Source organism: Cupriavidus sp. MEYA8, assembly GCF_059278825.1.
The window spans coordinates 1,367,556-1,382,703 of record NZ_CM181222.1 but is presented as its reverse complement, the minus strand read 5'-3'; the positions used below and the strand labels follow the sequence as shown (position 1 = coordinate 1,382,703).

The 15,148-nt window shown below is 67.6% G+C and carries 11 protein-coding genes and 1 pseudogene; 10 read left to right on the top strand and 2 right to left on the bottom strand.

From position 1 onward, the window contains the following. Positions 1-201 precede the first annotated feature (201 nt). Positions 202-1,209, top strand: coding sequence for an AraC family transcriptional regulator (locus tag AC5WJ1_RS23435; protein ID WP_135703188.1), 1,008 nt, complete (start codon positions 202-204; stop codon positions 1,207-1,209). Positions 1,210-1,300: 91 nt separating this feature from the next. Here AC5WJ1_RS23435 and AC5WJ1_RS23430 read toward each other — a convergent pair. After that, a pseudogene (locus AC5WJ1_RS23430) lies at positions 1,301-1,680 on the bottom strand (substrate binding domain-containing protein); the annotation flags it as partial. Positions 1,681-1,751: 71 nt separating this feature from the next. Beyond that, entirely contained in the window at positions 1,752-2,975 is a 1,224-nt protein-coding gene (locus AC5WJ1_RS23425; protein ID WP_494476974.1) for an NnrS family protein, read from the bottom strand. A gap of 280 nt (positions 2,976-3,255) precedes the next feature. On the opposite strand from AC5WJ1_RS23425, the gene AC5WJ1_RS23420 reads away from it, so the two are divergent. From AC5WJ1_RS23420 to mobB, 9 genes are all read left to right on the top strand, one after another. Then, positions 3,256-4,536 carry an MFS transporter gene (locus tag AC5WJ1_RS23420; protein ID WP_494476584.1) on the top strand — a complete coding sequence of 427 codons (1,281 nt, stop codon included), beginning with the start codon at positions 3,256-3,258 and terminating at the stop codon, positions 4,534-4,536. Positions 4,537-4,589: 53 nt separating this feature from the next. Continuing rightward, positions 4,590-5,975: a NarK family nitrate/nitrite MFS transporter gene (locus AC5WJ1_RS23415; RefSeq protein WP_135703191.1), complete on the top strand. Its 1,386-nt coding sequence runs from the start codon at positions 4,590-4,592 to the stop codon at positions 5,973-5,975. Between the two features lie 187 nt (positions 5,976-6,162). Then, positions 6,163-9,912, top strand: a complete 3,750-nt coding sequence (locus AC5WJ1_RS23410) for a nitrate reductase subunit alpha (protein WP_494476583.1) — start codon at positions 6,163-6,165, stop codon at positions 9,910-9,912. After that, positions 9,909-11,459, top strand: coding sequence for a nitrate reductase subunit beta (narH, locus tag AC5WJ1_RS23405; RefSeq protein WP_434034410.1), 1,551 nt, complete (start codon positions 9,909-9,911; stop codon positions 11,457-11,459). Before AC5WJ1_RS23410 ends, narH begins: the two co-directional genes overlap by 4 nt. Positions 11,460-11,486: 27 nt before the next feature. Next, a complete protein-coding gene (narJ, locus tag AC5WJ1_RS23400) occupies positions 11,487-12,152 on the top strand; it encodes a nitrate reductase molybdenum cofactor assembly chaperone (RefSeq protein ID WP_135703194.1) in 666 nt (221 codons plus the stop codon). A gap of 45 nt (positions 12,153-12,197) precedes the next feature. Then, the gene (gene narI, locus AC5WJ1_RS23395) at positions 12,198-12,881 is read left to right on the top strand and encodes a respiratory nitrate reductase subunit gamma (protein WP_135703195.1); all 684 of its coding nucleotides are present in this window, start codon (positions 12,198-12,200) and stop codon (positions 12,879-12,881) included. 17 nt (positions 12,882-12,898) lie between these two features. Next, complete coding sequence (locus AC5WJ1_RS23390; RefSeq protein ID WP_135703196.1) at positions 12,899-13,651, top strand: peptidylprolyl isomerase; 753 nt, start codon at positions 12,899-12,901, stop codon at positions 13,649-13,651. A gap of 29 nt (positions 13,652-13,680) precedes the next feature. Next, a complete protein-coding gene (locus tag AC5WJ1_RS23385; RefSeq protein WP_133095916.1) occupies positions 13,681-14,388 on the top strand; it encodes a carbonic anhydrase in 708 nt (235 codons plus the stop codon). Continuing rightward, positions 14,385-14,942, top strand: coding sequence for a molybdopterin-guanine dinucleotide biosynthesis protein B (mobB, locus tag AC5WJ1_RS23380; protein WP_135703197.1), 558 nt, complete (start codon positions 14,385-14,387; stop codon positions 14,940-14,942). The genes AC5WJ1_RS23385 and mobB overlap by 4 nt, the downstream gene beginning before the upstream one ends. Positions 14,943-15,148: the final 206 nt, after the last annotated feature.

Genomic DNA, 15,148 nt, shown 5'->3' with positions numbered 1-15,148 from the left:
CTGCATCGATCGCGCATCGACCCTCGTCAGCGCGTCGAAGCCTCCCCCGGTGTTGCGCCCCCTTGCCCAGCCCGCCGGTTGCGCTGCCTTGACCACACATCCTCCCCCCGCGTGCCCTTGAAGGCGCCGCCACCACCGCGTAATCTCAGTCTTACCGGGGGCTAGCACAGGTGCCTTGCGCCAATTTGCCAGCCAATAACAATGCCACTACAAGAGCCAATCCAGGCCAGGCCGTTTCCTCGCGACCTGCTGCACGCGCTGCGTGAAGGCGGTTACGATGTGTCGGCGCTCGTGCCTGCTCCTGAATCCGATCCCGAGTCTTCCGCCCCGTACACGCCCGAGGCCGGGCCCCAGCAGGCGAGCCACCTGCTGTGCGCGGTCTACCAGGCCACCGGCGATCCCGCCATCGGCCTGTGGCTGGGCAGCCGGATGCAGCCCGACCTGCTCGGCCTGGCAGGCATGCCGGCCATGGCGGGCCCGTCGTTGGGCACGGCGCTGCGGCGTATCGCGCGCTACCAGAAGCTGATGATGGGCGACCGCATCGAACTGCGCCGGCAGGGCGAAGAGGCCTGGGTCTGTATCCGCCCGAGCGAGCCGGAGGCGCCTGACACCCGCCCCCGCATCGACATGGAGTTGTGCTCGCTGCTGGCCTTCGGGCGCCAGTTCACGCGCAAGCCGCTGCATCCGCTGCGGGTCTCGCTGCGCATCGGCCAGCCCGACTGGCACCTGCGCTATACCGAAGCCTTCGATTGCCCGGTGCGCTTTGGCGAACCGGAAGACGCGATCGTGTTCGGCCGGCGCGACCTGTCGCTGCGCCTGGTCGCGCGCGCCCACAGCCGTCCGGCTGCGCCCGCCGCCATGCGCGACGCGCAGCGCGCGGCGGCATCGCTCGACGACGTGCGAGCCGCCCTGCACCAGCTGGCCGGCGAGCGCGCGCTGAGCCTGGCCGCGGTGGCGCGCCACCTCGACATCAGCGAACGCACGCTGCAGCGCCGGCTGATGGCGGCAGGCACGGGCTTCCGCGCGCTGTGCGAAGATGTGCGTCGCGAACTGGCCGGCCGATACCTGACCGAGGGCAATATGTCGCTGGGAGAAATCGCTTTCCGGCTCGGCTTTGACGATGCCAATTCGTTCTTCCGCGCCTTCCGCCGCTGGACCGGCATGACACCGGGCGACTACCGGCGCTCGGCGGCGCACCCGCAGGGTTAGGGCAAGCGGCCCGATTCCCCCTCCCCGGCCGGCTTCATGCGCCGGCCGGCGCTCCCCACGGCGGATTCTCGCCGTACTCCTGCGCGAGGGAGGTCGAATGCAGCGCGATGCCGAAGCCGGCCAGCGCTGCGTCCGCCAGCAGCTCGCCGGTATTGGCCTCGATGCGCCCACGCACCCGCACCGCGATTTCCCCGCCCTGGCCGTCGCCCAGTCTCCAGACGTCCTGCCGGCCCTGGCTGCCCACCAGCACCAGGCAATCGTGCCGGGCCAGGTCATGCGGCGTGCGCGGCGTGCCGCGCCGGGCAGGTAATCCGGCGCGGCGCACAGCACGCGCCGGTTGCTGGCAAGGCGGCGTGCCACCAGCGAGGAATCGTCGAGCGCGCCGATGCGGATGGCCAGGTCGAAGCCGGCGCTGACGAGGTCGAGCACGTTGTCGGTCAGGTTCACGCTGAGCGATAGCCCGGGATGCCGCTACAGGCATTCTTCCACGGTACCGCAGCAGCCTGTCAGGCAATACTCGGGAACCAGAGTATTCGCATCACTCAACCCGGCTTGCCGTCCACCCGTGGGCGCGCAAGCCGCGGCGCATAGGTCAGTGCATATAGACCAAACCCCGCCACCCAGCACGCCCCCGCGCCCCAGATCCAGTGCAGATAGCCGGCCGGCCATGCCATCGGACCGAACACGCGCAATACCGCGGCCATGGCAATCAGCCAGTACGCCACCGTTTCGGTGCGGCCGGCCACCAGCATGCGCCCGGTATGGCCCAGAGCGGTGCGCGTGATCATGGCGATGATGGCCACGCCGAGCACGCCCACCGTGAACGCATGGGTCGCCAGCCCGGCCATCGCCAGCCCCAGCGCGCCCAGTGCCTGCAGCAGCAACGCTAGCGGCAGCCACGCATAGGCGAGATGCAGCACCCACAGCAGTGGCCGGTTGCCCACCGCATAGCCGCGCCATCCCGCCACGCGCACCGCCAGCACGCCGGCAGCGAGCAGCGACAGCGCCGCGGCCAGCCATGCCGGCAAGGGCAGCAGTCCCGAGGCCAGCCCCAGCACCGTTGCCGGGATCACCATCCGATCGGCCTGCTGGTACTGCCGCAGGCGGAAACCGGGAATCGCGTTGGTGGTAAACATCGGGATCACGCGGCCGCCGATCACCACCACGAACAGCGTCACCAGCGCCACGCCGGCGCGACAGGCATGCAGCGCCGCGACGTCGTGCCCGCCGGCCTGCAGCCACAATGCAGCGATATTGGCCACGGCGAGCAGCCACAGCGCCAGTGCGAGCGGGTAGTTGCGCCGGTTGCCGGCCCTGGCCAGCGTGCGCGTGAAGGCCAGCGCCGCCAGCGGCAGGAATGCGCCTTCGATGGCGAAGGCAACGGTGCCCGGCGCGATCCACATGCCAACGCGTCCCGCCAGCCACAACAGGAACAGCACGGCCAGCGCGGCACCGGTCGGCGTGGGCTGACTGGTCCAGGCGCGTCCCGCGGTGAACAGGAAACCCACCACGATCGCCGCGGCAAAGCCGAACACCATCTCGTGCGCGTGCCAGAACATCCCTGGCAGCACCGGCGCCGGCCCGACCGACTGCATGCCCGCGAGCATTGCCGACCATGCCGCGATCGCCAGCGCGGCAAAGGCCGCGCCGCCCAGGTAGAACGGCCGGAACCCCAGCGCGAACAAGGCGAAGCCACGCGGCGGCGGCCCGCCCGGTTTTTTGCCGGAAGGCGAAGGCCGGGAAGGAAGGATCGGGATGGTTTCCATGGCGGGCGGAAGGGTCGGTATATCTGGTGAATCCGGCAGTGCCGGGGCGGCAGGCGTCAGATTCTTGATCTGGCGCAGGATTGCCGCAAGCACGCAAACGGGTGCCATGCGTGCTGCGATCACGATAGCACCAGCGCCGCGCCACCAACCTCCGCCGGTGGAACTACCTCCAACGACAGATCGCTCCATGTGGCGTGCTGTGCTGCCGGCGAATAGGCAGCACCAGTGGCCGCCCCTACTCTGGCATCACCCCCGCCAAAGTTGACACAGGAGCATGGCCATGGCCACCCAAACACGCGCGCCGGAACCCGTTCCAGCCGGCGCGGCACTCACGCTGGCGTCCAGTACTTTCGCCTTCACCATCTGCTTTGCCGTCTGGATGCTGTTCGCCGTCCTGGGCATCCCGCTCAAGCAGGAACTCGGTCTCAACGACACTGAATTCGGCCTGCTGGCCGCCACGCCGGTGCTGAGCGGCTCGCTGATCCGCGTGCCGCTGGGCATCTGGACCGACCGCTTCGGCGGCCGCATCGTCTTCTTCGTGCTGATGCTGGCCACGGTGGTCCCGATCTGGCTGATCTCCTACGCGCACAGCCTGTGGCAACTGCTGGTGCTGGGCCTGTTCGTCGGCCTGGCGGGCGGGTCGTTCTCGGTCGGCACGCCCTACGTGGCGCGCTGGTTCCCGCGCTCGCGCCAGGGCCTGGCGATGGGCATCTTCGGCGCCGGCAACTCGGGCGCGGCACTGACCAAGTTCGTCGCGCCGGCGATGATCCTGGCGGCCGGCACCTGGACCATCGTGCCGCGCGTCTATTCGGTGGCGATGCTCGTCACCGCGCTGCTGTTCTGGGTGCTCTCGCGCAGCAACCCGGCGCACATGGTCAAGTCCAGCGTGGGCTGGCGCGAGCAGCTGGCGGTGATGCGCGACCCGCGCGTGTGGCGCTATTCGCAGTACTACTCGGTGGTGTTCGGCGGCTATGTCGGCCTGTCGCTGTGGATGACCAAGTACTACATCGGCGAATACGGCTTCGACATCAAGACCGCCGCCTTCCTGGCCGCCTGCTTCTCGCTGCCGGGCGGCGTGCTGCGCGCCATCGGCGGCTGGATCTCCGACCGCTACGGCGCACACCGCACCACCTGGTGGGTGATGTGGGTGAGCTGGGTCGGCTTCTTCCTGCTCAGCTATCCGCAGACCGACTTCATCATCCAGACCACCGGCGGCCCGCAGGGCTTCCGCATCGCGCTGACGCCCACGGTATTCACCTTCCTGCTGTTCTTGGTCGGCATCGCCTTCGCCATCGGCAAGGCCTCGGTATTCAAGTTCATCTCCAACGATTTCACGCACAACATCGGCGCGGTCTCCGGCGTGGTCGGCCTGGCCGGCGGCCTGGGCGGCTTCATCCTGCCGATCCTGTTCGGCATGCTGGCCGACCTGACCGGCATCCGCAGCAGCTGCTTCATGCTGATGTACGGCACGGTGTGCGTGAGCCTGGTGTGGATGCACTACAGCCACCGCGCTGAACGCCAGCGCAAGGCACAGGCTGTCGGCCTGACACAGGCAGCCTGATTGCTCACCTCACAAGCGCGCCTCCGCGCTCTCTCAACCAAGGCATACCAATCATGACCTCATCCGTACTCACCCGCTGGGAGCCCGAGAACGTGGCGTTCTGGCAAAGCGAGGGCGAGCGCATCGCCTATCGCAACCTGTGGATCTCGATCCCCGCGCTGATGCTGGCGTTCGTGGTCTGGATGCTGTGGAGCGTGGTCGCGGTCAACCTCGACCGCGCCGGCTTCCAGTTCACCAAGAACCAGCTGTTCTGGCTGACCGCGCTGCCGGCGCTGTCGGGCGCCACGCTGCGCATCTTCTATTCCTTCCTGGTGCCGGTGTTCGGCGGGCGCCGCTTCACCGCGATCTCCACCGCGCTGCTGCTGGTCCCGGCGCTGGGCATGGGCTTCGCGCTGCGCGACCCGTCCACCGGCTATCCCACGCTGCTGGTACTGGCGCTTCTGTGCGGGCTGGGCGGTGCCAACTTCAGCTCGTCGATGGCCAATATTAGCTTCTTCTTCCCCAAGGCGAAGAAAGGCCTGGCTACCGGGCTGAATGCCGGCATCGGCAACCTGGGCGTGTCGGTGGTGCAGTTCGTCACGCCACTGGTGGTGTCGCTGGCGGTGTTCGGTGCGCTCGGCGGCGAGCCGCAGCAATTCCAGGCCAACGGCGCCACGCAGGACCTGTGGCTGCAGAATGCGGGCTTTATCTGGGTGCCGTTCATCGTGGTGTCGGCGCTGGCCGCGTGGTTCGGCATGCATGACATCGCCGATGCCAAGGCGTCGTTCGCCGAGCAGGCCGTGATCTTCAAGCGCAAGCACAACTGGCTGATGTGCTGGCTGTACGTGGGCACCTTCGGCTCGTTCATCGGCTTCTCGGCCGGGCTGGCGCTCTTGACCAAGTCGCAGTTCCCGGGCGTGAACCCCACCGCCTATGCCTTCCTCGGGCCCCTGGTCGGCGCGCTGACGCGTCCCGTGGGCGGCTGGATCTCCGACAAGCTCGGCGGTGCGCGCGTCACGCTGTGGACCTTCATCGGCATGATCGTGGCGGTGTTCGCCGTGCTGGCGGCGCTGCCGCATGACGGCGCCGGCGGCAACTTCACATACTTCCTCGCGGCCTTCATCGCGCTGTTCGCGCTGACCGGCATCGGCAATGGTTCGACCTTCCGCATGATCCCGGTGATCTTCCTGACCGAGCGCCAGCGCGCCGCGAAGGGCAAGGGCGACGCCGCGCAGCGCCAGGCGCTGCAGGACGCCGGCAAGGAATCCGCAGCGGTGCTGGGCTTTTCCGGCGCGATCGGTGCGTACGGCGGCTTCTTCATCCCAAAGAGCTTCGGCACCTCGCTGGAACTGACCGGTGCCCCCGACACCGCGCTGTACTGCTTCATCGCCTTCTATGTCAGCTGCGTACTGGTGACCTGGTGGTACTACGCGCGCCGCAACGCGCCCATGCCCTGCTGACCGCCTTGCCGGCCGGACTAGTTCTTCGGAACTAGTCCCGCGGCCGGCACCTCCCCCGATCGCCATGCGGCGGCTGTTCCACCAGCGAATTGGCTGCCGCGCCGCTCCCCCATAAGCTCAAGGTGTCCCTGCAAACGCTCCGGCAAGCCCCGGAGCCCCGCAGAAAAGCCTCGCGGAGAACAAGCAAATGAGTCATTTCCTGGATCGACTGAAGTTCATGTCGCGCGTCAAGTCCACCTATGCGGACGGCCACGGCGCGGTGGTGAACGAAGACCGCAAGTGGGAAGACGGCTACCGCAGCCGCTGGCAGCACGACAAGATCGTGCGCTCCACCCACGGCGTGAACTGCACCGGCTCCTGCTCCTGGAAGGTCTACGTCAAGAACGGCCTGATCACCTGGGAAACGCAGCAGACCGACTACCCGCGCACGCGCCCCGACCTGCCCAACCACGAGCCCCGCGGCTGTCCGCGCGGCGCGTCGTACAGCTGGTACGTCTACTCCGCGCAGCGCGTCAAGTACCCGATGATCCGCGGCCGCCTGATGGAGATGTGGCGCGAGGCCCGCAAGACCATGGACCCGGTCGCCGCCTGGGAATCGATCAGCCAGGACCCGAAGAAGGCGGCGCGCTACAAGAGCGTGCGCGGCCAGGGCGGCTTCGTGCGCGCCGACTGGAACACCGCCACGGAGATGATCGCCGCGGCCAACGCCTTCACCGTGAAGAAGTTCGGCCCCGACCGAGTGATCGGCTTCTCGCCGATCCCGGCCATGTCGATGGTCTCGTACGCCGCCGGCGCGCGGTACCTGAGCCTGCTCGGCGGCGCCTGCCTGTCGTTCTACGACTGGTACTGCGACCTGCCGCCGGCCAGCCCGCAGATCTGGGGCGAACAGACCGACGTGCCCGAATCGGCGGACTGGTACAACTCGACCTACCTGATGGTGTGGGGCTCCAACGTGCCGCAGACGCGCACGCCCGATGCGCACTTCTATACCGAGGTCCGCTACAAGGGCACCAAGACCGTCGCCGTCTCGTCCGACTTCGGCGAGATGGTCAAGTTCGGCGATATCTGGCTGGCGCCGAAGCAGGGCACCGATGCCGCGCTGGCGATGGCCATGGGCCACGTGGTGCTGAAGGAGTTCCACGCCAACGGCAAGTCCGCCTACTTCCGCGACTACATCAGGCAGTACACCGACATGCCGATGCTGGTGCTGCTGCGCGAAAACCAGGACAACGCAGGCACGCTGGTGCCCGACCACTTCCTGCGCGCCTCGCACCTGGCCGACAACCTCGGCGAAGCCAATCATCCCGAGTGGAAGACGCTGCAGATCGACGACACCACCGGCGAGATCGTCGCGCCCAACGGCTCGATCGGCTTCCGCTGGGGCGAGGCCGCCCACAACGGCGGCGAGAAGGTAGGCCGCTGGAACCTGGAAATGAAGGACGGGGGCAGCGGCCGCCCGGTCGAGCCGCGCCTGTCGCTTATCAGCCAGCACGATGAGGTAGTGGAAGTCGGCTTCCCCTACTTCGGCGGCGAACACGACGAACTGCTGCGCCGCCGCGTGCCGGCGCGCCGCATCACGCTGGCCGACGGCAGCACCGCGCTGGTGGCGACCGTGTACGACCTGCAGATGGCCAACTACGGTGTCGACCAGGGCCTGGGCGGCCCCAACGTGGCATCGTCGTATGAAGACGACGTGCCCTACACCCCGGCCTGGCAGGAAAAGCACACCTCCGTGCCGGCCCGCCTGGTGACCCAGGTGGCGCGCGAGTTCGCCGACAACGCCGACCGCACGCAGGGCAAGAGCATGGTGATCGTCGGTGCCGCGCTGAACCACTGGTACCACAACGACATGATCTACCGCGGCATCGTCAACCTGCTGATGATGTGCGGCTGCATCGGCAAGAGCGGCGGCGGCTGGGCCCACTACGTGGGGCAGGAGAAGCTGCGCCCGCAGTTCGGCTGGGCCCCGCTGGCGTTCGGCCTGGACTGGTCGCGCCCGCCGCGCCAGATGAACGGCACCTCGTTCTTCTACAACCACACCAGCCAGTGGCGCCACGAGAAGCTGGCCGTCGACGAGATCCTGTCGCCGACCGCCGACCGCAAGCGCTATGACGGCCTGTCGCTGCTGGACCTGAACGCCAGGTCCGAGCGCATGGGCTGGCTGCCGTCGGCGCCGCAGCTCGGCAGCAATCCGCTCGACGTGGTCGACGCGGCCGAGCAAGCCGGCAAGGATCCGGTGGCCTACACCGTCGAGCAGCTGAAGTCTGGCGCGCTGCAGTTCGCCTGCGACGATCCCGACAATCCCGCCAACTTCCCGCGCAATATGTTCGTGTGGCGCTCCAACATCCTGGGCAGCTCGGGCAAGGGGCATGAGTACTTCCTGAAGTACCTGCTCGGCACGCAGAACGCCGTGTTCGGGGATGAAAACGATGCGATCACGCCGAGCGAAGTCAACGTGCGCCCGGCCGCCGAAGGCAAGCTCGACCTGCTGACCGTGCTGGACTTCCGCATGAGCACCACCTGCCTGTACGGTGACATCGTGCTGCCGACGGCAACCTGGTACGAGAAGGACGACCTCAACACGTCCGACATGCACCCCTTCATCCACCCGCTGTCCGAGGCCGTGCAGCCGCTGTGGGAAAGCAAGACCGACTGGGAAATCTACAAGGCCATCGCGAAGAAGTTCAGCGAGATCGCCGGCCCGTACCTGGGCACCCGCAAGGACCTGGTGTGCACGCCGCTGCTGCACGACACCCCGGGCGAACTGGGGCAGCCGTTCGAGCCGAAGGACTGGAAGGCCGGCGAGTGCGACCTGATCCCGGGCAAGACCGCGCCGTCGATGACGGTGGTCGAGCGCAACTACGCGGACATCTACAAGAAATTCACCTCGATCGGCCCGCTGCTCGACAAGCTCGGCAATGGCGGGAAGGGCATCAACTGGAACACCCGGCATGAGGTGAAGGAAATCGGCGAGCTGAGCCATACGGTGACGGAACCGGGCGTGAGCCAGGGCCGCCCGAAGCTCGAAACGGCGATCGACGCCGCCGAGATGATCCTGACCTTCGCGCCCGAAACCAACGGCCACGTCGCCGTCAAGGCGTGGGAAGCGCTTTCGAAGATCACCGGCCGCGATCACACCCACCTGGCCGAAGGGCGCGAGCACGACAAGATCCGCTTCCGCGACGTGCAGGCGCAGCCGCGCAAGATCATTTCCGCGCCGACGTGGTCGGGGCTGGAATCGGAAGAGGTCAGCTACAACGCCGGCTACACCAACGTGCACGAACTGATCCCCTGGCGCACACTCACCGGCCGCCAGCAGTTCTACCAGGACCACCGATGGATGCTGGACTTCGGCGAGGGCGCCTGCGTGTACAAGCCGGCCATCGACACCAAGACCGTGGCGCCGATGCTGGGCAAGAAGCCCAACGGCAACCCGGAGCTGGTGCTGAACTGGATCACGCCGCACCAGAAGTGGGGGATCCACTCCACGTATTCGGACAACCTGCGCATGCTGACGCTGTCGCGCGGCGGCCCGCACGTGTGGATCTCGGAAGTCGAGGCCAAGGCCAACGGCATCCGCGACAACGACTGGGTCGAGGTGTTCAACGTCAACGGCACGCTGACCGCGCGCGTCGTGGTGTCGCAGCGCGTGCCCAAGGGCATGTGCCTGATGTACCACGCCCAGGAGAAGATCGTGAACGTGCCTGGCGCCGAGACCAGCGGCATGCGCGGCGGCATCCATAACTCGGTCACGCGCGCCGTGACCAAGCCCACGCACATGATCGGCGGCTACGCGCAGCTCGCCTATGGCTTCAACTACTACGGCACCGTGGGCAGCAACCGCGATGAGTTCGTGATCCTGCGCAAGATGAAGAAGGTCGACTGGCTCGAAGGGCCGCTCGTGGAAAAGACAGAGAAGGAAGGAGCAACGCAATGAAGATCCGCGCCCAGGTGGCCATGGTGCTGAACCTCGACAAGTGCATCGGCTGCCATACCTGCTCCGTAACCTGCAAGAACGTCTGGACCAGCCGCGACGGCGTCGAGTACGCGTGGTTCAACAACGTCGAGACCAAGCCCGGCATCGGCTATCCCAAGGAATGGGAGAACCAGGACAAGTGGCAGGGCGGCTGGAAGCGCAACCCCGACGGCACGCTGGAGCCGCGCCAGGGCGGCAAGCTGAAGATCCTGGCGAACCTGTTCGCCAACCCCAACCTGCCGCAGATCGACGAGTACTACGAGCCGTTCACCTACGACTACGAGCACCTGCAGAAGGCGCCGCTGTCGCAGACCCCGCCCACCGCGCGCCCGGTCTCGGTGCTGACCGGCCGCAAGATGGAAAAGATCGAGTGGGGCCCGAACTGGGAAGACGACCTCGGCGGCGAGTTCAGCTCGCGCGGCCGCGACAAGCTCTTCGACGACGTGCAGAAGGAGATGTACTCGACCTTCGAGAACACCTTCATGATGTACCTGCCGCGCCTGTGCGAGCACTGCCTGAACCCGGCCTGCGTGGCCTCTTGCCCGTCGGGCTCGATCTACAAGCGCGAGGATGATGGCATCGTACTGGTCGACCAGGACAAGTGCCGCGGTTGGCGCATGTGCATCTCGGGCTGCCCGTACAAGAAGATCTACTTCAACTGGCAGAGCGGCAAGGCCGAGAAATGCCTGTTCTGCTATCCGCGCATCGAGGCTGGCCAGCCTACGGTCTGCTCCGAGACCTGCGTCGGCCGCATCCGCTACCTCGGCGTGATGCTGTACGACGCCGACCGCATCGAGCACGCCGCGTCGGTGGCCGATGAACGCGACCTGTACCAGTCGCAGCTCGACGTGTTCCTCGATCCGCACGACCCGGCGGTGCAGGCCGAGGCGCTGCGCCAGGGCATCCCGCAAAGCTGGCTCGATGCCGCGCGCAAGTCGCCGGTGTACAAGATGGCGTGCGAATGGAAGATCGCCTTCCCGCTGCACCCCGAGTACCGCACGCTGCCGATGGTCTGGTACATCCCGCCGCTGTCGCCGATCCAGTCGGCGGCCGAAGCGGGCCACATGGGCATGAACGGCATCATCCCCGACGTCAAGAGCCTGCGCATCCCGGTCAAGTACCTGGCCAACCTGCTAACCGCGGGCGACGTGATGCCGGTGCTGTCGGCGCTGGACCGCATGCTGGCAATGCGCGCCTACAAGCGCTCGCAGGTGGTGGACGGCGTGCAGGACCTGGACGTGCTCAGGCAAGTGGGGCTGACACCAGCGCAGGTCGAGGACATGTACAAGACCATGGCGATCGCCAACTACGAGGACCGCTTCGTGATCCCGTCCTCGCACAAGGAAATGGTCGAGGACAGCTTCAACGACAAGGCCAGCTGCGGCTTCACCTTCGGCAACGGCTGCTCGGGCGGCACCTCGGATGGCGCGCTGTTCGGCAAGAAGCCGCAGGGCAGCGTGCATTTCGTCGATATGCCCAGGTCGCGCAAGAAGGCCGTGATGAGCTGAGCGCCCGCGAACGAACCGGAGAACAACATGCCCCTCTATCCCATCCTCAGCGCGCTGCTCGGCTATCCCGAGCAGGAACTGATCGACGCGCTGCCCGAGATCGACACCGCCCTGGCCGAATGGCCGCAGGCCCGCCACCTGCTGGCGCCGGTGACCGACATGCTGCGCGGCGAAGCGCTGATCACGCTGCAGGAGAACTATGTCGCCACCTTCGACCGCAACCCGTCGCACTCGCTGCACCTGTTCGAGCATGTGCACGGCGAAAGCCGCGACCGCGGCCAGGCCATGGTCGACCTGATCGACGAATACCGGCGCGACGGCTTCGAGCCGGCCGCGTCGGAGTTGCCGGACTACGTGCCGCTGTTCCTGGAGTTCCTCGGGGCGCTGAGCGCCGACGGCAAGGAGGCACGCGCCGAGCACCTGCTGGGCGAGGCGATCCACGTGCTGGCCGCGATCGGCGACCGGCTCGCGCGCAACCAGAGCCCGTATGCCGGCGTGTTCGCTGTGCTGCGCACGCTGACCGACGTGCAGCCGCAACCGCAGCAGGAGCCGCCGGTGCGGGACATGGACGAGGCGCTGGAGACCTTCGGTCCGGGCGCCGATGGCGTGGAGCCGCTGCTGGCGCCACAGACTGGGCCGCAGGCGGTGAAATTCTATCCGCGTGGCACGGCGCCGGTTCCCGCGCATTGCTGACCACACCTGGCAAGGCAACCCGAACACAGACATTGGGCTAATACCATGGCAACGCTTCACCAATTCCTCTACGGCATCTACCCCTACATCGCTGCCGCCATCTTCCTGTTCGGCAGCCTGGCCCGCTTCGAGCGCGAGCAGTACACCTGGAAGACCGACAGCTCGCAGGTGCTCTACCGCGGCAACCTGCGCATGGGCAACATCCTGTTCCACGTCGGCATCCTGGGCCTGTTCTTCGGCCACCTGGTGGGCCTGCTGACGCCGGTGGCGGTATGGGACGCGCTGGGCGTCTCGCACGGTTTCAAGCAAGGCGTGGCCATGGCGGCCGGCGGCGTGATGGGCACCATGTGCCTGGCCGGGCTGCTGATCCTGCTGCACCGCCGCCTGACCAACGCGCGCGTGTCCGCCGTGACCCGCACCGGGGACAAGGTGCTGCTGCTGTGGCTGCTGGTGACGCTGCTGCTGGGCCTGTCCACCATCTTCGAATCGGCCGGCCACATGGACGGCCACATGATGGTGCAGCTGATGACCTGGGCCCAGCACCTCGTCACGCTGCGCGGCGACGCCGCCGGCTATATCGCCGACGCGCCGCTGCTGTTCAAGGCGCACCTGTTCATGGGCATCACGCTGTTCGCGATCTTCCCGTTCACGCGGCTGGTGCATGTGTGGAGCGGCTTTGCCTCGGTCGGCTACGTCGGCCGCGCCTGGCAGCTGGTACGCGGACGCTGAACCAACGGAGAACCGACATGCCTGTCACCGTCAACGGCGTGGAACTGCGCGACGCCGATATCGAACGCGAGCTGGACCACCATCATGACGCGGCCAATCCCGCGAAGATGGCGACGATCGCGGCCATCCTGCGCCTGCTGGTGCGCGAAGAGGCCGGACGCATCGGCCTGAGCGTGCCCGGCCAGGACGACGACGCGCTCGCCATGGCGCTGCTGGAGCGCGAGGCCGGCATCCCCGAGCCTGACGAAGCCAGCTGCCGCCGCCACTACGACAGCCGTCCGGAGCGCTTCCGCGACGGCGAATGGGTCGAGGCCGACCACATCCTGTTCCAGGTGACGCCGCGCGTGCCGCTGGATGCGCTGCGCGAGATCGCGGCGCAGACGCTGGCGCTGGTGCGCGGCGATCCGTCGAGCTTCGCGCAGCATGCCCGCGCGCTGTCGAACTGCCCGAGCGGCAACAACGGCGGCCGCCTGGGCCGCGTGTTCCGCGGCGAAGCCGCGCCGGAGTTCGAGCGCGCGCTCTTTGCCGCGCAGCATGACGGCGTCTTGCCGCAACTGGTCGAGACCCGCTTCGGGCTGCATATCGTGCGCATCCTGGAGCGCTGCCCCGGCACCCGACTGCCCTTCGATGCCGTGCGCGGCGACATCGCCTGTGCGCTGGCCACGGCGGCGCGCGACCGCGCCTGGAAGCAGTACGCCAGCCTGCTGATCGGCCGCGCCCGCATCGAAGGCATCGAACTGGAAGGCGCCGACAGCCCGCTGGTGCAGTAGCGCCGCCATCCTGACCAACGGAAACCGCCATGCATCAGATCGAACATCTACTGAAGGGCTTCGAGCGGTTCCAGCAACGCTATTTCGACGATGCGCCGAGCCTGTTCGACGCGCTGCGCACCGGGCAGCAGCCGCCCACGCTGCTGATCGGCTGCTGCGACTCGCGCGTGGACCCGGCCCTGCTGCTGGGTTGCGACCCCGGCGATCTCTTCACCGTGCGCAATATCGGCAACCTGGTGCCGCCCTGCACCGGGCGTCATGAAGGCAGCCTGCACGGCGTGTCCGCCGCGATCCAGTTTGCCGTCGAGCAGCTGCAGGTCGACCGCATCATCGTGATGGGCCATGGCGGCTGCGGCGGCATCCGCGCGCTGCTGGCGCAGCCGGCCGACGCCGGCGACCATCCGCCCGAAGAAGGCGACGAAGCCGACTACCTCGGCGCCTGGGTGCGCATCGCCGCACCGGCGCGCCGGCAGGTGGAGCAAACGCTCGCCGACGCCAGCCCGGCGCAGCGCCAGCGCGCCTGCGAACAGGCGGCGATCCTGGTCTCGCTGCGCAACCTGCAGACCTTCCCGTTCGTGCGTCGCGCGCTGGAAGCCGGAAGGCTGACGCTGCACGGCTGGTACTTCGACTTGCAGGCCGGCGCCCTGCTGGCCTACTCGCAACGCGCCGATGCCTTCCTGCCGCTGGTATGCCCTTTGCCCATTACCGCCGCACAAACCGAATCCGTCACGACATGAATCCCTTTATCTTTGGCATCACCGGCACCTCGGGCAGCGGCAAGACCACGCTGATTACCGCATTGCTGCCGTGGTTTCGCGCGCAAGGCCTGACCGTCAACGTGATCAAGCACAGCCACCATCCGCTGGAGCTCGAGCCCCCCGGCAAGGACAGCGCGCGCTTTCGCACGGCCGGTGCCACGGAAGTGATGGTGGCCTCGCCCTATCGCTACGCCATCGTGCGAGAGCTGGCCAATGAAGCCGAGCCGACGCTTGCCGAACAGGTGGCGCGGCTGCGGCCGGCGGACATCACGCTGGTCGAAGGCTTCCGCCGGGAGGATATTCCGCGCATCGAGGTGTATCGCCCGGCGCATGGGCGTGCGCCCTACTATCCCTGCGATCCGTCGATCGTCGCTGTGGCGACCGATGCGCGGCTCGACACATTGCTGCCGTGCCTGCCGCTGGACGATAGCGGGCAGGTCGGCCGGTTCATCCTCGCCATGCGCGGCCGGAACCATCTGGATCCGCTCGACTCCGGCGCTTTCCCCACAGCGGTGGACATGGTCGCCGCCTGACGGCGGCCTCCGGCGGACCCGACAGCCCCGGCGGCATGTGCGGGATGCTGCGTCTGTGCGTCGCCGGAATGCCCGCGCCAGTGCCCGCGCCGCCACCCGCCTCGACAATTTCCGCACGCCGCCTATCTTAAGGGTGTCAGTACTGGCGCCGCCGGTGCTGCCGACTGCCCGTCCGCGGCAGGCGGCAGTCGCCGTTTGCCCGGACG

Excerpts from the sequence above, each read along its gene's own strand:
- AC5WJ1_RS23415 (WP_135703191.1), top strand. The coding sequence starts at position 4,590 with ATGACCTCATCCGTACTCACCCGCTGGGAGCCCGAGAACGTGGCGTTC.
- narH (WP_434034410.1), top strand. The coding sequence starts at position 9,909 with ATGAAGATCCGCGCCCAGGTGGCCATGGTGCTGAACCTCGACAAGTGC.
- AC5WJ1_RS23425 (WP_494476974.1), bottom strand. The coding sequence starts at position 2,975 with ATGGAAACCATCCCGATCCTTCCTTCCCGGCCTTCGCCTTCCGGCAAA.
- AC5WJ1_RS23390 (WP_135703196.1), top strand. The coding sequence starts at position 12,899 with ATGCCTGTCACCGTCAACGGCGTGGAACTGCGCGACGCCGATATCGAA.
- AC5WJ1_RS23435 (WP_135703188.1), top strand. The coding sequence starts at position 202 with ATGCCACTACAAGAGCCAATCCAGGCCAGGCCGTTTCCTCGCGACCTG.
- mobB (WP_135703197.1), top strand. The coding sequence starts at position 14,385 with ATGAATCCCTTTATCTTTGGCATCACCGGCACCTCGGGCAGCGGCAAG.
- AC5WJ1_RS23420 (WP_494476584.1), top strand. The coding sequence starts at position 3,256 with ATGGCCACCCAAACACGCGCGCCGGAACCCGTTCCAGCCGGCGCGGCA.
- narI (WP_135703195.1), top strand. The coding sequence starts at position 12,198 with ATGGCAACGCTTCACCAATTCCTCTACGGCATCTACCCCTACATCGCT.
- AC5WJ1_RS23410 (WP_494476583.1), top strand. The coding sequence starts at position 6,163 with ATGAGTCATTTCCTGGATCGACTGAAGTTCATGTCGCGCGTCAAGTCC.
- AC5WJ1_RS23385 (WP_133095916.1), top strand. The coding sequence starts at position 13,681 with ATGCATCAGATCGAACATCTACTGAAGGGCTTCGAGCGGTTCCAGCAA.
- narJ (WP_135703194.1), top strand. The coding sequence starts at position 11,487 with ATGCCCCTCTATCCCATCCTCAGCGCGCTGCTCGGCTATCCCGAGCAG.